This is a genomic window from Paenibacillus gallinarum, assembly GCF_014836635.1.
Classification (GTDB): domain Bacteria; phylum Bacillota; class Bacilli; order Paenibacillales; family Paenibacillaceae; genus Paenibacillus; species Paenibacillus gallinarum.
Window position 1 is genome coordinate 46,141 of sequence record NZ_JACSQL010000002.1, and the last position, 19,096, is coordinate 65,236.

The following is a 19,096-nucleotide window of genomic DNA, read 5'->3' on the forward strand; positions in this document are numbered from 1 at the left end:
GGAGTTTACTATGACTGATATTCATATGGGTATGGAAGAGGATCGCGAGATCATATATATCACGGATGAAGAAGGTAATGACGAAGAGTTTGAGGTGCTCATGACCTTCGATGTAGATGGATCAGACGCTAAATATATGATGGTTGTTCCTGTCGATGTGAGCGAGGATGAAGATGAGTCTGAAGTCTACGCTTTCCGTTATGAAGAAGAAGGGGACGACATCAAGCTGTTTATGATTCAAGATGAAGCAGAATGGGCGATTGTGGAAGAAACTTTTAATACTCTCGTAGATTCAGAAGACGACGAGGAGAATGTATAGATGACAGATTTTCCTTTTACAAGAGCGGATCTGATCATTACGACTCGCTTGCAAGAAGCATTTGGAACAGAGGTTGAGCTCGAAGAAGCGAATGGTAAATCCGTTCCTTATAAACTGCTCGCTGAGTTTGAAGTGCAAGGACAGGGTTATGCTGTACTGCAATCCTTAACAAGTAAGAATGAAGAATATGAACTTTTGCGTGTAGAAATTACAGCAGAAGGTCATCCAGAGCTTCATACCATTGAAGATGATGAAGAATGGGAAAATATTGCGGAACTCTATGATGAATGGTCATTACCTGACGACCAAGGTTAATACGAGGAGGCACCTCTACCGAGGTGCCTGCTTTGTATGTTATTATAGAATTCTTGGTATACTTACTTAAAATACGGTTGATGAGAGGGCGGAGCAAGTCCGCTCTTTTTGGCTGTGAAGGGGTTGTGATTTTTTTGAAAGCAAAATACTTCAGGCGATTCATTTTCCTTATAATCATTATGGTGATTCTTGCCGGCAGTGCTGTATATGTATGGCAATCGACAAAACCGGTTGCAACATCAACAGAACCCGTTATTTTCACGATTGATAAAGGGACAGGCACCTCTCAGATTGCTGATAATCTAGAGGCAAATGGAATCATTCGAAACAGTTTTTTCTTTAAAGTATACTTGAAACTGAATAATGAAGGCGCGGGTTTTAAAGCGGGTACGTATGCATTTGTTCCTGGTCAAAGTTACAAAGAAATCGTTACTTCTTTAAATAATGGAGATGTACAGCAAGCAGAGACATTGAAATTCACTATTCCTGAGGGATATACACTAAAACAGATGGCAGAGAAGCTGGACACCGAAGGTGCGACAGTAAATGAAATTTTCATGGATATTGTAAATCAGCCGGAGTTATTCAGTGATATTCCGATCATAGCTGAAATTCCAGACAACACAGACTATCTATTTAAGCTCGAAGGCTACTTATTCCCGGAAACATATGAACTTGCAAAAGGAAGTACAGCAGAAGATATTATTATACGTATGCTGACCGAAATGCAGGAAAAACTGGATTCTATTCCGGATTTTGAGGCCAAACTAAAAGCAAGAGGTCTCACGGTGCATGAGCTACTCACTGTGGCTTCACTGATCGAGAGAGAAGTTGTTGTTCCCGAGGAACGACCTTTGGTAGCAAGTGTGATTTATAACCGGTTAGAGAGTGATATGAGACTCCAAATCGATGCGACCGTTCAATATTTGCTGGATAAGCAGAAAGAACGTTTGCTTTATAAAGATCTGGAAGTGGAAAGTCCATATAACACGTACCGAAACGCCGGACTGCCCCCAGGGCCGATTGCAGCCCCTAGCCTGAGTTCCATTGAGGCTGCATTATCGCCGGAAACATCCGATTATTTATTTTATGTTACGAAGAAAGATGGAAGTTCGGAACACCTTTTTGCCAAGACGTATGAAGAACATTTGAAAAATATAGAAAAAAGTAAAGAAAGTGCGGAATAACGGAGGGATGACTTTTGACTCGGCCTTATGAATTGCTAGTGACGGCAAGTGATTTACAGGAAGCAGAAGTACTGCTTACAGCGGGAGCGGATGCAATACTTATCGGGAACGATCGTTTTGGGATGCGATTACCCGGCAGTTTTACTTTGGATGAAACGAAGGAAGCAGTTAAGCTTGCTAAGAATCATCATGCCAAGGTATACGTTTCGATGAATAACATTATGACAAACGAGCTTTTGCCAGAAATACCGGACTATGTACGCGGTCTTAAAGAAGCGAGAGTTGACGGAGTTGAGTTCAACGATCCATCGGTTCTGCGGGCTGTGCGTGAGATTGCTCCTGAAATCAAGCTTCACTGGAATGCGGAAATGACTTCTACCAACTACAGTACTTCGAATTATTGGGGGCGTAAAGGTGCATCCCGAGTGGTACTTGCAAGAGAACTGAACATGGATGAGATCACAGAAATGGTACCTATGCTCGAAGTAGAAGCGCAAGTACAGATTCATGGGATGACGAACATTTATCATTCCAAACGTCAGCTGGTTGCCAGTTACATGCAGCAACAAGGACGTCCTGTAGAGGGCGATTTAGGACTGCAAAGAGGACTTTTCCTTATCGAGGCTGAGCGGCGGGATGAGAAGTTTCCGATCTATGAAGATGTGAACGGTACCCACATTATGAGTTCTGAAGATATTTGTATCATGGAAGATCTCCACCTTTTAATGAACGCAGGCGTGCATTCTTTTAAAATTGAAGGGATTCTAAAAAGTACAGCATATAATGAAGCGGTTGTGAAAGCTTATCGTAAAGCCATAGATGCTTATACGGTGGACCCGTTAAACTATGAATTTGATGAATCTTGGCTTGCTGAAGTACGAGAAATGCAGGATCCTGAGCGCGAACTATCATTTGGATTTTTCTATAAAGAACAAGTTTATTAATATGAGGTGGTAAAAGGAATGGACACGATTACGAAACCTAAGTATACGGGCAAACGTTATCGGCTCGACAAGCCTGAGCTGCTCGCTCCGGCAGGGAATTTAGAAAAACTGAAGTTTGCTATTCACTATGGTGCCGATGCTGTATATATCGGAGGACAAAAGTACGGCCTTCGTTCCAATGCGGACAATTTTAGTTTTGAAGAAATGCGCGAAGGTGTTGAATTCGCTAATAAATATGGGGCAAAAGTGTTTGTTGCAACAAACATTTATGCACATAATGAAGATATAGAAGGTATTGAAGCCTATCTTAAAGAGTTATATGAAGCAGGGATTTCGGCTATTATCGTAGCAGATCCGGCCATTATTGAAGTGGCACAGCGTGCCGTTCCTGGTCTTGAGGTACATCTTAGCACACAGCAATCAACGATCAATTGGCAAGCCGTGCAGTTCTGGAAAGAAGAAGGTCTGCCGCGTGTTGTTCTTGGGCGGGAAGCAAGTCTTCAGGAGATCGCGGAGATCAAAGAACATGTAGATATCGAAATAGAGGCATTTATTCATGGCGCAATGTGTTCCTCTTTTTCGGGACGCTGCGTATTATCTAACCATTTTACAGACCGTGACTCTAACCGCGGAGGATGCTGTCAGTCTTGCCGCTGGAAATATGATCTGTTTGAAGATGCGAGAGAGAATGAAGTATGGGTATCGGAAGAAGATACAAGAGATTCCCAGATACTGAAGAATTTTGAGCTTGGAGTAAATCAGCTTCCGCTTTATGAAGAAGGAGATCAAGCGTTTACGATGGGTTCTAAGGACCTGTGCATGCTTGAAAATATACCGGATCTCATTGATGTGGGGATTGATTCCTTCAAAATCGAAGGACGAATGAAATCCATTCACTATGTGGCAACGGTCGTAAATGTATATCGTCAAGCGATTGACTCCTACATGGCTGATCCGGAAAATTATGTACTGAAACCGGAATGGCTCGAAGAAATTCAAAAAGCAGCCAATCGCCCGCTGAATACTGGATTTTTCTACGATACTCCGGATCATGAAGATCATATCTACGAACCGGAAGAAAAAGCAGTTCCTTATGACTTTGCAGGTCTTGTGATGGATTATGATGAGAAGTCACAAATGGCCACGATTCAACAGCGGAACTATTTTAAAACCGGAAACGAGATTGAGTTCTTTGGTCCGAATGGTACATTCTTCAAGCAAAAAGTGGGAGAAATTTATGATGAAGCTGGAAATTTACTAGATGCCGCCCGTCATCCACTGCAAATGGTGAAAATAAAAGTCGATCAGCCTGTTGCGTACTTTGACATGATGCGCAAGAAAAAATAATACAATCAGGTCTAAAGCCCTCATCTATCGGAAGATGAGGGCTTTTTTATGTTGAAATAGGTAAAACTATTGAATTATTTTCCTTAAAAGCAAAGGTTTTGCTCTTCACTTACCGAAATAATAGGTATTAATTGATCTTGAAAACGATAACAATTGACGGCGGTGAACAGAATGAAACCAGTTTTTAAGTTTAGAAAGAAGCTAGATTCGCAAGAATCAGCTCATTCAAATAAGGAGGGAGTACAAACAAAGTTATCTTGGAGACAAATGAATAGGCTGAATCCGGTGGAGTACGTAGGAGCTCGATTATTCCTTATTTTTATGATTGCCATTCTGATGGTAGTATTTGGACTTGGCACTTTGTCCTATCAGACAGCCAAAGCCACAATTAAAGAAAAAGCAGCGGAAGCGAATCAGGAAACAATGGAACAGACGGCGCAGAGATTAAATATTATTTTGGAACGGTATGTAGATATGTCGACTCAAATCTTCTTTGATACAAACATGCAGAAGAATTTAGAAGCTTTAAATGAAAGCAACGCGTCCGCTTTTGATATTTATGAGTCTAGTTCGCTGCTCAGTGAACAATTGACGAACTTACAATTTACGAATAATTCGATTTCATCGATTTCACTAATTCATGAGAATCCAGATACTCCGGCAATTAGTACAGGAACGGGTGACTTAGTAAAATTTCGAGAAGAAGAATGGTTCATGTCCCTTATCAAAAATGGGGGGATGTTATGGCTTCCTACGGTAGAAAAAGAAAATGGATCTGAAAGTACATATCGTATGGCTCGTGTATTTAAAGATGTTAATGCAAATATCGGCACTTTTATGATTGTTTTTGAGATTAAAGCTAGTGCCTTAGAAGAGGAACTGAAGAAAGTTAATTTTGGAGAGAATGGAGTCATTCAAGCTATTTCTGAAGAGGGTACTGTTATAGGATCAACCGTAGCAGAACGAGAAGGGAAGCAAACTCAGCTCACATTCCTACAGGATCTCTCAGAGAAAAGCGGTTTTAGAGATACCATGAATACGATCAATGGTAAACATCAGGAAGTGCTCGCTGTGTATACTACACTTGAACTTACTGGATGGAAAATTATTGGGATGATTCCTGTAAGCGAACTGGTGAAGGGAGCAAATCAGATCTTGCTCGTGACGATTATTTTTGCGATTGCCGCAACTGTAATCGCTTTGTTGATTGGAATGTGGATGGTACGTATGATTGCTAAACCTCTATCCATTCTGAAAGATCTGATGCAACAAGGCGCAAAAGGGGACTTAACGGTACGAACAGCGCACCAATCAAAAGATGAAATCGGACAGCTGTCTGCGAGTTTCAACCAAATGATGGAGCAGATTACGCGTTTGGTTCAGCAAACGAATCAGACAGCACAGGATGTATTACAGACTGCATCCGAATTAAGTAGTGCTTCACAGAAGACGGCAGCATCTGCTACGGAAGTAGCTGTAGCAACGGAACAAATCGCAGGAGGTGCAACGAATCTGGCGAGTGAAGCAGAGCGAGGTTCGGAAATGACGGAACTCATCTCTACGCAGATGCAGAAAGTTGTGGTCACCAATGAGGAGCTTGGAAGTTCAGCACGGCAAGTAGAAGGGGCAAGTCAACAAGGAAGTGCCTATTTAACAGGGTTAATTAGCAAAACAGAACAAAGTGAAGAAATGATTCGTTCGCTTGTTCATAAAGTAGATCAGCTTAAACAGAGTACAAGCTCTATTCTGAATATTTTAGACGTACTGCACAATATCGCTAGACAGACAAATATTTTATCTTTGAATGCGACGATTGAGGCAGCTAGAGCAGGAGCAGCAGGTCGTGGTTTTATGGTCGTCGCTGGTGAAGTTCGGCAGCTTGCGGATCAGTCAAAGGAATCGATAGATATGGTTGCAGGGATGACGGATCGTATTATGACGGAAATGAATGAAACCGTATCCGCCTTGTCTGAGGCTTATCCACTGTTCCAGGATCAGATTACAGCTGTAAAAGATACAGGGGAGATTTTTCAAACGGTTGAAGATCAGATGGGCATCTTCGTGAAAAGATTAGATGAAACATCCATGTCTATCGAAGCCTTGAATCAGTCCCAGATCACACTTTCCGAAACGATGATGAATGTGAGTTCGGTTGCCGAACAATCTTCTGCGACATCACAAGAAGTCGCATCACTGAGCAGTGAACAGCAGAGTATCGGCTATCAGCTCGTCGAATTGTCGATGAAATTGGAGAAGGTATCCGGTGAGTTAAAGGCAACGTTATCTGTTTTTAGGTACTAAAACTGTATTCGCAAGTACGATAAGTTGAAGCCCTGTTTTCCTGAGTGAAGGAGGCAGGGTTTTTAATATGTTGAAAAAGGGGATAATAGCCAAAAAAAGTCGAAAGTAGGACCAGGGTATGGACCTGTTAAGAAAAAGACGAATATTTTTCACTGTGCTTCTATTGGGTGGTTTACTAGCTGTATTAATGTTTCGTCTGGGGTATATCCAGTTTGTTAGGGTGAACCAAGAAGTTCTTGAAACCGGAAGAACGATGAGAGAAATGTCCGTATTACAGCGTGAACAAGGGATTATTTTGGACCCAGGTCGTGGGCAATTTCTTGACCGTCATCACAAGTCTTTAACCGGGAAAATGGTTTATGTACCGGTCCTATTTCCACTGCCTGACCGGATTACGGAAGAACAAAGAAGTGAGCTGTTAGAGATGGCAGACATCTTAAAGATTAACCGTGACACCCTATGGACGAAATGGAATGCTTTAACTTCACCTGAATGGTGGGCACTTGCGAGTGGAGAACCGCGGATCCTCACATCTGGCGAAGTAGAAGCGATTCAAGAGAAAAATATGGGAATGATTAAAGCATTACCCTATATGAAAAGATATATAGACTCAGAGAACGGGATGCAGTGGCTCGGATATCTTGCAGAACTTCCTGAAAAGACAGCGAAGAGTAAACTTCATCAGGAAGTGAAAGATCCTTTTAATGTAAAGTCAGGAGCAGGCGGACTCGAGCGGACCTTAGAACCGGTATTAAAAGGTCTTGGGCCAACCATTGTATCAAATATGGTAGACGGGCATAAACAGCCGTTAAACGGAACCCTCGGGGCAAGAGTAATTGCACCTCACAATCCGAGATACCCGCTAAATGTAGAGACTACAATCGATATAGATCTGCAAGAGCAAATAGAGAAAATAACGGAAGAGGCAGGGGTGACGGAAGGAGCTGTTGTGGTACTGGATGCCAAAAATGCAGATGTAGTGGCTATGGTATCAAGACCCTTCTATAATCCGCAGCAGATTAGTCTAGAGAAGAATGAATGGGCAAATCAGGCGCTAAAGGCGGCTGTACCCGGATCAATTTTCAAAATAATCACTGCTGCAGCTGCCCTCGAACAGGGAGTGGTACATCCGGAAGAAAAATTCCACTGTACTGGTCATTATGGAAAATATGGTCTGAGCTGCTGGAAAACAGAAGGTCATGGAACTTTGACATTTGCAGAAGGTTTCGCAAAATCATGTAATATTACTTTTGCAGAAGTGGCATCACGTCTAAACTCTAAACAGATAGCGGATGCTGCAGAGTCGCTTGGTCTTGGCAGAACAGTGGGATTTGAAAAGGACCATTATTTAGGACAGGATCATTTTGAGTTGTTCGATCATGAGGAGAAAGGTCGGATTTTTAATACGAAGGAGAGCATTCTGCTTAATGATGAAGGAACAAGGATACAGACGGCAATTGGTCAGCGCGATGTACAAGTTACTCCTTTGCAAGCAGCTAATCTTATGGTGACCCTGCTTCATGGGGGGGAGATGCAGTCTCCGCGAATTGTCTCTCATATTCATTATGCCGATGGATCTCTGCTCGCTGAAATTCCTCATCAGCGCTTGTTAGATAAAAATGTGCCGGCCATTCATAAGTCAACAGCGAGTAAGTTGTTAGAGTTTATGGAGAAGGTAGTGGAGGAGGGAACGGGACAGGCGCTAAACAAAGCATCTTGGCATCTTGCTGGGAAGTCAGGTACAGCACAGGTAATACAAAATAAGGCGAAGCGAAATCATCAGTGGTTCATCGGGTATGGCCCTGTGGAGTCCCCCAAATATGCAGTCGCTGTACTGATCAAGAATGTAACCCCCTCATCAAAGCACAAAGCGACCTCCTTATTTAAACAAGTCATGGACATGCTTGCGAAGACTCCATTTTAAGCCCTAACAAATAAAAAACTCTACAGTCGCCATATGGATGACTGTAGAGTTTTTCGTCTGGACTGGGCGATGATTACTCCGCAGGAGGAGCTGGTTTATCTACTACAAAAGGGGAAGATTGGAACTCATCCTCAGGCAGATGAATCCACCGCTGTAAATATCCTTGTTGAAGCAATTCCTTGATTAAGATGAGCAAGATTGGCGATAGGATCACCCCGGAAATTCCAAAAATAGATAAGGAAATGAGCATGAAGGATAACATTAAATAGGCAGATGTGACTCCAATTGAATTTCCTGATATTTTAGGTTCGGCCAGTTGCCTTGTCAGCATGGTCACTACTAATACAATAATGAGACCAATGGCTGTTCCTGTATTACCTACTATAAACAGATAGATAATCCATGGAATAAAGATGACGGGAACACCAAGCAGAGGCAAGAGATCAAAAAATGCGGATACGAGTGCGATCGTTAGAGCATTACCGGTTCCCACAATTAATAGTCCTACATATACAAGTACAAAGGTAATGGAAATGAGAATCAACTGTGCTTTCAAATAAGAACCGATCGAACTGAGGACGTGATCTTTTAAAAACAGATAGGCTTTTTTGATCGTATTCGGTGCTTTTCTTTTAGTAAGAGTCCGCCACATATCAATCTCTACGCTAAGGAAAAAGGCAAGAATCATGGCAACTGCGAAATTTCCTATAAATGTGGAGAAGGAGCTGAGCATAGTAATAATATAACCAAGAAATGTTTTGCCCCAGTTTGACAGGGTTGCAGTAATGATCTCAAAGTAATCATTTATTTGATTCGTAACGCTTGCGGGAAGTGCATTGATTTGGGTATGTAAAAAGGTCATAGACTGATTAAATTGGGTTTGAATCATTTCAGTATAGTAAGGGATATTTTCTTGAAATTGAATGATAGACGAGACGATGATTACACCAAGTCCAAAAAATATACCGAGCAGTATACCGAGAAACATCAGAACAGATATAGCGGAAGCAATTGCTTTTTTTATTCCTTTTCGGTGCAGAAACTTGGCTAGTGGCTCAATAATGATAAAAACCAGAAATGAAAGAAATACAGGTGCTGCAATATGATACAGCTTGCTTGAGACAAACATAATTAAGAACACGGTGAGTGCAATCAGGCCGATATCAAAAGCAGTGCGCCAATACTTTTTATATAGGGGAAGCATACGATAACAACGACTCCTTTAATTAATTTGATGAGGGTTACTCTAGAGTATACGTAAAATTTGAATTCAAAGGTTCATTTTATTCACAATATGATAAAATAGGAATTAGTGTGGTTTGGATTGGCAGGCGAGTAAAGCGAGAAAAGTGAGGAATTACATGATGCAAAATTTGCTGCTTTTGCTTTTTTATATTACATCCTTTTATGCATTTATTCCTAGTCTAATCAGCCGGTTATTCGGTTTTCGTGTATTTCGAAAAGGGAAAAACGTAAAGGATTATGCACTTACCTTTGATGATGGACCGGATCCATACTATACACCGCTTTTGTTGGATTTGTTGAAAAGGTACGATGCAAAGGCTACATTTTTTGTAGTGGGAGAACATGCAGAACGTAATCCCGACCTGCTAAAACGAATTCATAACGAAGGTCATTTGATTGGTATCCACAATTATAAACACTATACAAACTGGTTGATGTCACCTAAGCTTGTCCGCCAGCAAATTGAACGAACAGATACCATTGTGTTTCAGATAACAGGGTCGCATACGGAGTATTACCGCCCGCCGTGGGGAATTACCAATTTATTTGATTTTTCAAAAAAGCATCACCATCGCATTATTCTCTGGTCTGGCATGTTTGGCGATTGGAAAGAACGTATCGGTGTGGATCGTTTAACGGAACGGATGAAGAAAAAACTTCGGGGTGGAGAAGTCATGGTTCTTCATGATTGCGGAACGACACCAGGAGCTGACAAACATGCCCCGCAAATTATGCTTCTCGCGCTGGAAAAAGTCTTAGAAATGGCAAGAAACGAAGGACTGAAGAGCATCCGCATTGACGAAATGATTGATCTTCATAATGCATCAAAGAATGCAAATTCAGTCAGAACACTACAATTCGGGAAGGATCGGCTGGAAACGATGAGAACAGGAATGAAAAAAGTAGTCGTTAAACTATGGTTAGGCTGGGAGAAAGTATTTCATCTTGTTACTCAGCTAAAGACGATTACCCCAGAGAATCCTTTTTTGCATTATCGAATTCGCCCCTATCAAGGGAAACCTATAGCATTGACAGATGGGGAATTTCTTGAAAAAGGCGATGCAATTATTGAACTTCATTTTGATAACAAAAAATTATATCAGCTTGGAACGACATCACGGACATCGGTTCATTTAGCTATACGTATGATCCGGACAATGGAAAAGCAACTTCCTGATCTAGCTCATCTTATTGCAAAGGATCCGGATGCAGCGGGTGTAAAAGCCCTGTATGGTGTAACCATGATTAACCGAGGGCCAGAGCAATTTGGATTCCTTGTCAAAGATTTACCAAAAGGGTGGTTTGCTGCTTCCAGTTCTATTTATCTCAAAATTTTGATGAGTGTAATTCATCCGCAAGGGCAGAAACGTTTAAAAGAAGGCAACCAGCAAATGGTACCCAAAATGATCATCATGCCTATGGATGTACTCTATGAACGATTCGGGAGTGTACATAAGCCTGAGCGAACTGCTCCAAGAGAAGTAAAGGACGAAAGATATGAAGAAGAGGAACCGGGAATTCTTACAGGGAATTCCGATTTAAGCAGAACGCCGCCGGTAGCTTGATAGAAATATATATCATAAAAAAGATCCTCCGTTCTAATGAACGGAGGATCTTTTGTTTATGCAATATTAGATTTTTAGAACGCCGCCGTTACTTGCGTTTGTTACAAGTTTGGAATAGCGAGCCAAATATCCGGTTTTTACTTTAGGTTCAAACTCCGTCCATTCTTCGGCACGGCGACGTTCCATTTCTTCTTCACTAATAAGCAGTTCAATCTTACGATTGTTCAGATCTAGTTCAATCAAATCTCCATCGTGTACGAAAGCAATCGGTCCGCCTTCTGCAGCTTCAGGGGAAATATGTCCGATACTGATTCCTCTGGATGCGCCCGAGAAACGTCCGTCTGTAATCAGACCCACTTTGGCACCCAGCCCCATCCCTGCAATCTGGGAGGTAGGAGCGAGCATTTCTGGCATACCCGGTCCGCCTTTTGGACCCTCGTAACGGATAACTACTACGTTTCCTTCGGTTACTTTTCCGTTCGCAATGCCTTCAAGTGCTTCTTCTTGGGAGTTAAAGCAGATCGCAGGACCTTTATGATATCCACCCACAGAAGCATCTACTGCTCCAACTTTAATGATCGAACCTTGAGGTGCTAGGTTACCAAAGAGAACAGCTAGTCCACCTCGTTCGGAGTGAGGATTATCCAAGGCATGAATAACGTTATGATCTTGAATTTCTACTCCTTCAACATTTTCACGAATTGTTTTTCCTGTTACGGTAATACAATCCCCATGGATTGCACCTGGTTTTTTGAGAAGTTCATTCAGAACGGCACTTACACCGCCCGCATTCTGAACATCCTCAATATGATAATCTGAAGCAGGTGCCAGTTTTGACAGATGAGGTACTCGATTCGCTACTTCATTAATACGGTCAATTGGATAGTCAATTCCTGCTTCATGAGCAAGAGCAAGCGTATGAAGTACCGTATTCGTGGAACCACCCATCGCCATATCCAGTGCAAACGCATTATCAATCGCTTCATGAGTTACGATATCACGAGGTTTCAGATCCATTTTGATCAGTTCCATCAATTGAGTTGCTGACTTACGTACAAAATCACGACGTTCTGGCGCAACAGCAAGAATGGTACCGTTACCCGGTAGGGCAAGTCCCATCGCCTCAGCAAGACAGTTCATCGAGTTTGCTGTAAACATACCGGAACAAGATCCACAAGTAGGACAACCAAATTGTTCTAATTCGAGCAGACTTTGATCATCTATTTTACCCGCTTGGTAAGCACCTACTCCTTCAAATACAGAAGTAAGAGATAATGCACGGCCATTACTGTCGCGTCCTGCCTTCATGGGTCCACCGCTGACGAAAATCGTTGGGATGTTCACGCGGAGTGCACCCATCATCATGCCTGGCGTAATCTTGTCGCAGTTAGGAATACATACCATACCGTCAAACCAGTGAGCAGATACAACGGTTTCTACGGAATCCGCAATAATATCCCGGCTCGGAAGCGAGTATCGCATCCCGATGTGACCCATTGCAATGCCATCATCTACACCAATGGTATTAAATTCAAAAGGAACGCCGCCTGCTTCACGAATGGCATCTTTTACAATTTTACCGAATTCCTGAAGATGTACATGTCCTGGTACGATATCGATATATGAATTACATACGGCAATAAACGGTTTCCCAAAATCTTCTTCTTTAACTCCAGCTGCACGAAGCAAACTCCGGTGCGGAGCTCTATCGAAACCTTTTTTAATCATGTCTGAACGCATTTTTTTCGGTGCCATGATGACTGTTTCCCCCCAGAATCAAAATGATTTGAATTACGATTCGTTCTGTAACGCTTTACCGCAAATAGGCTTTACCGTAAATAGAATATATAATTTGTATGAGTCTATCACAGTTTCCGGCATATTTCTACAAAATTAAGGGATCTTAGGTATAGAAAAACAGAAAAGAGACCTAAATTTCCCAGTGATCAAGAATCCGCAGCTTTACGAGCTAGCATTCTCTTCTGAAGATTTGCTAGATTCGTTTTATGTGAAGCAGATGATTTGTCATGTGAAAAAAAGTCTCTTTTAATAACACTATTTTTTATTGTTTATAAATTAAGATTACAAGATGACTTAACGAAGGCCTCCTTTACGTCCAATCTCGCGATAGAAAGTACGGTCATGGGAGCGGGCTGTAGCTTGTCCACCTTTGCTACCAATTTCCTGATAGAAATCTGCATCATGGTTCTCCGAAGTCGTAATCCCACCTTTTCTTCCTATATTTTCATAAAAAGATTTATCGAATTTTTTTGAAGTGGCTTCCCCGCCAAGACGCCCGGCTTCTGCACGAGTCATTTTAGGACGGGTGGTTTTTGAATTTGGCATTTGGACTCTCTCCTTATTGAAGATTTACTTACTGATTATCATCTAATTACCACGGCTGAATTGCAGTGAAACGAGGAAAACCAATGATTGTAAAAAAAGTATTACTAAGTATGATATTTTAACGATTTTATAATTGACAACGGTTTCAATGCAGTTGACAATGGAGTTAATGAACCTTAATGGAAGTTTATGAACCAAAACGGAAATTATCTAAAGCAAAAACGCATACGTTTTTGTGATGAAAAGGTGGGATATGGGGAAAATGCAAATTACATCCGTTCAACCCGAAGTCGTTACTTTTGGGGAAAGCATGGGCTTGTTCACCGCGCAAGATACCAGGGGATTAGAGTACGCTGCAACCTTATATAAATCTTTCGGAGGAGCAGAGAGCAATGTAGCCATTGGCCTCGCTCGTTTAGGACATCGCAGCGGATGGTGTGGATCGCTTGGAAATGATCCTCTAGGTCAGATGATCATGAAGTCGATTCGCGGGGAGGGAGTTGATGTATCCCGGGCGAAGCTGAAGGATGATATGGCAACCGGGCTCATGATTCGAGAGAATCTCCCGGGCAAGTCTTCGGTACATTATTATAGGAAGTTGTCTGCAGCAAGCTACATGACACCGTCTGAACTCGACAGGGATTACATTGCTGGAGCCAAAATACTTCATGTCACTGGGATTACGGCTGCTATTAGTTCATCGAGCTTAAAGACGGTGCAGGAAGCCATCCAGATCGCTAAAGATGCTGATGTGAAAGTGAGTTTTGATCCCAACTTAAGAATGAAGTTATGGACGATTGATGAGGCTAGACCTGTTCTTCTGTCTCTAGCAGAGCAGGCAGATTATTTCCTGCCGGGTCTTGATGAATTGAAACTTTTATATGATGAGGAAAATACGGAACGGATTTTCGAGAAGTTGTCGACTTTGCAAGCAGTGTCCATCGTAAAAGGCGGCCCCGATCTTACCTATGTGCTGAATGACGGCAGAATAGATCAAGTTCCTTATGTCAAAGCAGAGCAGGTACTTGATACCGTAGGGGCGGGAGATGGATTTTGCGCTGGTTTCCTCGCTGGTTTATTACAAGGAAAGACACCTTTAGAGGCAACGAAACTCGGTAGTTTAATTGGAAGCATGGTTATTCAGGCTGTAGGAGACTGGGAAGCACTACCGACACATGCTCAAGTAGATGCTGCCCTGAACAATATTCGGCATATTGAAAGGTAGTATTGTGATCTCTGCATCTAAAGAATTTACCTTTTGAAATCGTAAAACAAATCATACATAATATAAGGAGTTGTGAAGACAATGAAAAAACTGCAGTTAATTCAAAAAATCGTGGAACATGGTGTCGTAGCTGTCTTGCGTGCTGATTCGGCGGAACAGGTCGTTGAAATGGCAGAGCAAGCGATTGCGGGAGGGATTAAAGTAATAGAGATTACCTTGACCGTACCGGGTGCTTTGCGGGCTATTGAAACACTAAGTAAAACTTACAGCTGGGATACAGCAGATGAAGAGCATTTTGCAATTATCGGGGCGGGAACGGTACTTGAGCCTCAGACGGCAAGAGCTGCCATTATGGCAGGTTCCGCCTTTATTGTAGGTCCTTCTCTGAATCCGGATACGGTAAGGTTATGTAATCTATACCGAGTGCCGATGTTGCCGGGGGTAATGACGATTGCTGAAGTTCAGGCTGCGCTTGAACTCGGTGTGGATGTAGTAAAACTGTTTCCAGGCAGTGTATACGATCCTTCCATTATCAAAACGATGAAAGGTCCGCTTCCGCAGGCTAATTTTATGCCTACCGGTGGTGTATCCTTGGATAATCTTGGTGAGTGGATTAAGGGTGGAGCTGTTGCCGTAGGGATTGGTTCAGATCTGACACAGCAAGCAGTAAAAACAGGGGATATGACTTACGTAAAGCGAAAAGCTGAAGAGTATATGGACGTTTACCGGAAAGCGGTCCTCGAGAAATAAGAAAAGAAAAGGTGAATGATTTGAACAGCAACAAGACAAAACAACATCGAAAATTAAAAATTACAATTTGGAGCATTATCATATTAGTAGTGCTTGTTATTGGAGGTTTGTGGACTTATCTATCCATGAATACTCTTGAACCGCTGGAGAGAGCTCAAGCTGCAATGCAGTCTACTGAGCAAGTTGAAGTGGTAGATCAGAAGCAGTGGATCGAATTTAAACCGAAACAACCGCAGGGTGTGAGTGTGATTTTTTATCAGGGAGCCTTTGTTGAAGAAGCAAGTTATGCTCCTCTAGCTCAGCTGCTTGCAGAAGGCGGTCATCCCGTGTATGTCATGAAAATGCCGGCTAATCTATCGGTGGCTGGAGGAAATTCAGCAAGTAAAGTAATGGAAGCTTATCCTGAAGAAACGTTTGTGATTGGTGGACATTCACTTGGCGGAGCTATGGCTGCAAGGTTTGCAGCTAGTCATGCGGATGAACTTGTAGGTATGTTTTTACTAGGTGCTTATGCAGATGAAAAAGGAGATGTGAGTGATACATCGCTTTCTGTCATCAGTATTATTGGTGAAAAAGATGATGTGGTGAATCGTGAGAATGTAGAGGTAGGCAGAGACTATCTTCCGCAAGATACAATCTATTACAATCTACCTGGAGGAAATCATGCACAGTATGGTGACTATGGTCTGCAAAAAGGGGACGGCACCGCTGATATCACGATGGAAGAGCAGCTTACATTAACTGCTGATTCTCTTCTTTCTTGGATGGATCAGATACAATCCACAAAGTAAGGCAGTAATTTTATTGAAATTATAACTTTCATTCTGATCGGGTATCCGGTCAGAATTTTTTTTGCATAAGATGTTGTATGATAAGGTGATGATTGTTTAATTATGGAATAGAAGAGGGGAGGATGTGGAGATGGTTTTACTAAAGACAGAAAAGGCCGAGGCACACGTTTTAGGGATTTTGTTTGATAAAGATGGAACTCTACTTGATTTGAATAAGCTTTGGACGCCATGGGCCACATTTGTACTAGATCAATTAGAGAGGAAACTTGCTTCATTAGGACATTCTTTTACAGGGCATAGAGATCAGGTACTGGGCACGCAGTATGACAATAGTGGTAGAGTCATTGGTTACGATGCACAAGGGCCGTTTGCCATTGCAACTGTAAGTGAATCTACGGCAGTACTTGCCTGGCAGCTGTACGTAGCAGGAATGCCATGGAATGATGCAATTACCTATGTACGAATGATCAGCAGGCAGGCGATGAGTAAAGTTACGCAGGAGCATGCTCATCCCACTCCAGGTCTAATCCCTTTTCTTATGAAATGCCGTGAAAAAGGAATACGACTCGGCGTTGTAACATCGGATGCAAGGGATACGGCAGAGCATCATTTAAGATGGCTTGGGATATTAGATTATTTTGATGTTATAATCGGATATGATCAGGTAAAGAACAGTAAACCTCATCCGGAAAGTGCTCATGTTGCCTGTGCCAAGCTTGGCTTATCTCCGCAAGATTGTGCCGTTATTGGTGACAGTAATGGAGATATGCAGATGGCTAAGAGTGCAGAGTCAGCCCTTGCTGTTGGCTTAGTGCAATCACATGATCCGTTTTATTTACATGATGCGGATACAGTGATTACGAATTTTACGCAAATATCGCTTGAATAGAATTTTTATGGAATGGAGTGCACTTTCATGATGGAACCCGTTGAACAATTAACAACCTGGATAAAGCAAAGTTCCAAAATCGTTTTTTTTGGCGGCGCAGGTACTTCCACGGAAAGTGGTATTCCTGATTTTCGCTCTGCGGCTGGAATTTATCAAACAGAACAGCATTCTCCGTATTCACCCGAAGAACTATTAAGTATCGATTTTTTCAAACTGCACCCCGATATTTTTTATGATTTCTACCGTAATAAAATGCTGCACCCGGATGCAATACCAAGTGGAGCACACCGTCTGCTGGCTCGTCTTGAAAAAGAAGGGAAGATGACGGCTGTCATTACCCAGAATATTGATGGGCTTCATCAAGCAGCAGGGAGTAAAATTGTGCATGAATTACACGGCTCTGTTCATCGCAACTACTGCATGGATTGCTCTAAATTTTATCATTTGAATTATATCCTGCAATCGGGGAGCGGAGTGCCTTACTGTGAAAAATGTGGCGGTATCGTAAAACCGGATGTCGTGCTCTACGGAGAATCGCTCGATCAAGGTACGCTGTATCATGCCGTTGATGCCTTATCGGATGCGGATTTGCTTATCATTGGCGGTACCTCGCTAACCGTGCAGCCTGCTGCACAGCTCGTGACGTATTTTCAAGGGAAGCACATCGCACTCTTAAATGCTACGCCTACACCATACGATAACAAAGCAGATCTTCTCATTACGGATCCGATCGGTAAAGTGATGGATCAAGTAAATGCACTATTGTAGAGAAAGGTTACACTAGAGCCTGTCTTGAATTTTCAAGATAGGCTTATATTTATGGCCCTCATTGTAAACGTTTTCTTGCTTAGAATGGAGGTAAGGTCTATCATAAACAGTAGAAATGAATGGTGTGGCATGAGGAATAGGGAGAGGATGAACAATAATGGTATATATAGCGAATGAAGCAAGATATGAGACGATGACATATAATCGTCTGGGACGCTCAGGATTGAAATTGCCTGCCATCTCACTTGGACTCTGGCACAACTTTGGTGGAATTAATAGTGTAGAGAACGGTCGTGAGATGATTCGCACCGCTTTTGATTTAGGGATTACTCATTTTGATTTAGCTAACAATTATGGACCTCCTCCTGGATCAGCAGAGGAGATGTTTGGCCAAGTACTTGCGAGTGATCTATTACCCTACCGGGATGAGCTTGTGATTTCTACTAAAGCGGGATATCACATGTGGGCAGGACCTTATGGGGAATGGGGTTCACGTAAATACTTAATATCAAGCCTTGATCAGAGCCTGAAACGAATGGGACTAGATTATGTAGACATTTTTTACTCTCATCGTTTTGATCCAGATACTCCGCTAGAGGAAACGATGCAGGCACTAGACCATATTGTTCGTTCGGGAAAAGCCTTATATGTTGGAATTTCTAACTACTCTGCGGATCAGACCAAAGAAGCGGTTCGTATTCTAAATGGACTGGGCACTCCGCTATTAATCCACCAGCCGAGATATTCGATGCTTGATCGCTGGATTGAAAGTGGACTTCAGGATGTACTCGAGGAAAACGGAGTAGGAAGCATTGCTTTTTGTCCATTAGAGCAAGGGGTTCTTACGAGTAAGTATTTGAATGGGATTCCTGACAATTCAAGAGCAAAAAGTTCGTCAGTATTCTTGAACGAAAATCAAATCACTCCTCAGACGCTGCGCAAAGTACGCGCACTCAATCAGATTGCAGCATCAAGAGGACAAAGTCTGGCCCAGTTTGCTCTTGCGTGGGTACTTCGCGGTGGAAAAGTCACCTCTGCTCTTATAGGGGCGAGCCGCCCTAGTCAGATTAAGGAGAATGTTGATGCTCTGCAAAATCTCAATTTTTCTTCAGAAGAGCTAGAACGAATCGAGAATATTCTTCGAGACAATGAATCCTAGGACTGCACTTATATAGACGAA

The 19,096-nt window shown here is 42.3% G+C and carries 17 protein-coding genes; 14 read left to right on the top strand and 3 right to left on the bottom strand.

The window, feature by feature from the left end; translation table 11 throughout:
* Positions 1-10 precede the first annotated feature (10 nt).
* The 7 genes from H9647_RS05185 to H9647_RS05215 all read left to right on the top strand — a co-directional run bounded on the left by H9647_RS05185 (position 11) and on the right by H9647_RS05215 (position 8,337).
* Positions 11-319 carry a DUF1292 domain-containing protein gene (locus H9647_RS05185; RefSeq protein WP_191798718.1) on the top strand — a complete coding sequence of 103 codons (309 nt, stop codon included), beginning with the start codon at positions 11-13 and terminating at the stop codon, positions 317-319.
* Entirely contained in the window at positions 320-634 is a 315-nt protein-coding gene (locus H9647_RS05190; RefSeq protein ID WP_191798719.1) for a DUF1292 domain-containing protein, read from the top strand. It abuts the gene before it with no gap.
* A gap of 134 nt (positions 635-768) precedes the next feature.
* On the top strand, positions 769-1,821 hold the full coding sequence (mltG, locus tag H9647_RS05195; RefSeq protein ID WP_225229105.1) for an endolytic transglycosylase MltG: 1,053 nt from the start codon (positions 769-771) through the stop codon (positions 1,819-1,821).
* A 14-nt stretch (positions 1,822-1,835) separates the two neighbouring features.
* Positions 1,836-2,765 carry a peptidase U32 family protein gene (locus tag H9647_RS05200; protein ID WP_191798720.1) on the top strand — a complete coding sequence of 310 codons (930 nt, stop codon included), beginning with the start codon at positions 1,836-1,838 and terminating at the stop codon, positions 2,763-2,765.
* 18 nt (positions 2,766-2,783) lie between these two features.
* Complete coding sequence (locus H9647_RS05205; RefSeq protein WP_191798721.1) at positions 2,784-4,112, top strand: peptidase U32 family protein; 1,329 nt, start codon at positions 2,784-2,786, stop codon at positions 4,110-4,112.
* Positions 4,113-4,379: 267 nt separating this feature from the next.
* Positions 4,380-6,413, top strand: a complete 2,034-nt coding sequence (locus H9647_RS05210) for a methyl-accepting chemotaxis protein (RefSeq protein ID WP_191798722.1) — start codon at positions 4,380-4,382, stop codon at positions 6,411-6,413.
* 118 nt (positions 6,414-6,531) lie between these two features.
* Complete coding sequence (locus H9647_RS05215) at positions 6,532-8,337, top strand: peptidoglycan D,D-transpeptidase FtsI family protein (protein WP_191798723.1); 1,806 nt, start codon at positions 6,532-6,534, stop codon at positions 8,335-8,337.
* 73 nt (positions 8,338-8,410) lie between these two features.
* On the opposite strand, the gene H9647_RS05220 is transcribed toward H9647_RS05215, so the two are convergent.
* The gene (locus H9647_RS05220) at positions 8,411-9,541 is read right to left on the bottom strand and encodes an AI-2E family transporter (RefSeq protein ID WP_191798724.1); all 1,131 of its coding nucleotides are present in this window, start codon (positions 9,539-9,541) and stop codon (positions 8,411-8,413) included.
* Between the two features lie 157 nt (positions 9,542-9,698).
* Here H9647_RS05220 and H9647_RS05225 point away from each other — a divergent pair, with 157 nt between their 5' ends.
* Positions 9,699-11,147: a polysaccharide deacetylase family protein gene (locus H9647_RS05225; protein ID WP_318245265.1), complete on the top strand. Its 1,449-nt coding sequence runs from the start codon at positions 9,699-9,701 to the stop codon at positions 11,145-11,147.
* Positions 11,148-11,213: 66 nt separating this feature from the next.
* On the opposite strand, the gene ilvD is transcribed toward H9647_RS05225, so the two are convergent.
* The gene (gene ilvD / locus H9647_RS05230; RefSeq protein WP_191798725.1) at positions 11,214-12,902 is read right to left on the bottom strand and encodes a dihydroxy-acid dehydratase; all 1,689 of its coding nucleotides are present in this window, start codon (positions 12,900-12,902) and stop codon (positions 11,214-11,216) included.
* 339 nt (positions 12,903-13,241) lie between these two features.
* Positions 13,242-13,493: a con-10 family general stress protein gene (locus H9647_RS05235; protein WP_191798726.1), complete on the bottom strand. Its 252-nt coding sequence runs from the start codon at positions 13,491-13,493 to the stop codon at positions 13,242-13,244.
* A 262-nt stretch (positions 13,494-13,755) separates the two neighbouring features.
* On the opposite strand from H9647_RS05235, the gene H9647_RS05240 reads away from it, so the two are divergent.
* From H9647_RS05240 to mgrA, 6 genes are all read left to right on the top strand, one after another.
* Positions 13,756-14,718, top strand: a complete 963-nt coding sequence (locus H9647_RS05240) for a sugar kinase (RefSeq protein ID WP_191799417.1) — start codon at positions 13,756-13,758, stop codon at positions 14,716-14,718.
* Between the two features lie 81 nt (positions 14,719-14,799).
* Positions 14,800-15,468, top strand: coding sequence for a bifunctional 2-keto-4-hydroxyglutarate aldolase/2-keto-3-deoxy-6-phosphogluconate aldolase (locus H9647_RS05245; RefSeq protein ID WP_191798727.1), 669 nt, complete (start codon positions 14,800-14,802; stop codon positions 15,466-15,468).
* An 11-nt stretch (positions 15,469-15,479) separates the two neighbouring features.
* Positions 15,480-16,259: an alpha/beta hydrolase gene (locus tag H9647_RS05250; protein WP_191798728.1), complete on the top strand. Its 780-nt coding sequence runs from the start codon at positions 15,480-15,482 to the stop codon at positions 16,257-16,259.
* Positions 16,260-16,389: 130 nt separating this feature from the next.
* The gene (locus H9647_RS05255; protein ID WP_191798729.1) at positions 16,390-17,148 is read left to right on the top strand and encodes an HAD family hydrolase; all 759 of its coding nucleotides are present in this window, start codon (positions 16,390-16,392) and stop codon (positions 17,146-17,148) included.
* Between the two features lie 30 nt (positions 17,149-17,178).
* A complete protein-coding gene (locus tag H9647_RS05260; RefSeq protein WP_191799418.1) occupies positions 17,179-17,916 on the top strand; it encodes an NAD-dependent protein deacylase in 738 nt (245 codons plus the stop codon).
* A gap of 157 nt (positions 17,917-18,073) precedes the next feature.
* Positions 18,074-19,075, top strand: coding sequence for an L-glyceraldehyde 3-phosphate reductase (gene mgrA / locus H9647_RS05265; protein WP_191798730.1), 1,002 nt, complete (start codon positions 18,074-18,076; stop codon positions 19,073-19,075).
* Positions 19,076-19,096: the final 21 nt, after the last annotated feature.

Excerpts from the sequence above, each read along its gene's own strand:
- H9647_RS05225 (WP_318245265.1), top strand. The coding sequence starts at position 9,699 with ATGATGCAAAATTTGCTGCTTTTGCTTTTTTATATTACATCCTTTTAT.
- H9647_RS05240 (WP_191799417.1), top strand. The coding sequence starts at position 13,756 with ATGCAAATTACATCCGTTCAACCCGAAGTCGTTACTTTTGGGGAAAGC.
- H9647_RS05210 (WP_191798722.1), top strand. The coding sequence starts at position 4,380 with ATGAATAGGCTGAATCCGGTGGAGTACGTAGGAGCTCGATTATTCCTT.
- H9647_RS05190 (WP_191798719.1), top strand. The coding sequence starts at position 320 with ATGACAGATTTTCCTTTTACAAGAGCGGATCTGATCATTACGACTCGC.
- H9647_RS05215 (WP_191798723.1), top strand. The coding sequence starts at position 6,532 with ATGGACCTGTTAAGAAAAAGACGAATATTTTTCACTGTGCTTCTATTG.
- mgrA (WP_191798730.1), top strand. The coding sequence starts at position 18,074 with ATGGTATATATAGCGAATGAAGCAAGATATGAGACGATGACATATAAT.
- H9647_RS05260 (WP_191799418.1), top strand. The coding sequence starts at position 17,179 with ATGGAACCCGTTGAACAATTAACAACCTGGATAAAGCAAAGTTCCAAA.
- ilvD (WP_191798725.1), bottom strand. The coding sequence starts at position 12,902 with ATGGCACCGAAAAAAATGCGTTCAGACATGATTAAAAAAGGTTTCGAT.
- H9647_RS05255 (WP_191798729.1), top strand. The coding sequence starts at position 16,390 with ATGGTTTTACTAAAGACAGAAAAGGCCGAGGCACACGTTTTAGGGATT.
- H9647_RS05185 (WP_191798718.1), top strand. The coding sequence starts at position 11 with ATGACTGATATTCATATGGGTATGGAAGAGGATCGCGAGATCATATAT.
- H9647_RS05245 (WP_191798727.1), top strand. The coding sequence starts at position 14,800 with ATGAAAAAACTGCAGTTAATTCAAAAAATCGTGGAACATGGTGTCGTA.
- H9647_RS05235 (WP_191798726.1), bottom strand. The coding sequence starts at position 13,493 with ATGCCAAATTCAAAAACCACCCGTCCTAAAATGACTCGTGCAGAAGCC.
- H9647_RS05220 (WP_191798724.1), bottom strand. The coding sequence starts at position 9,541 with ATGCTTCCCCTATATAAAAAGTATTGGCGCACTGCTTTTGATATCGGC.
- H9647_RS05205 (WP_191798721.1), top strand. The coding sequence starts at position 2,784 with ATGGACACGATTACGAAACCTAAGTATACGGGCAAACGTTATCGGCTC.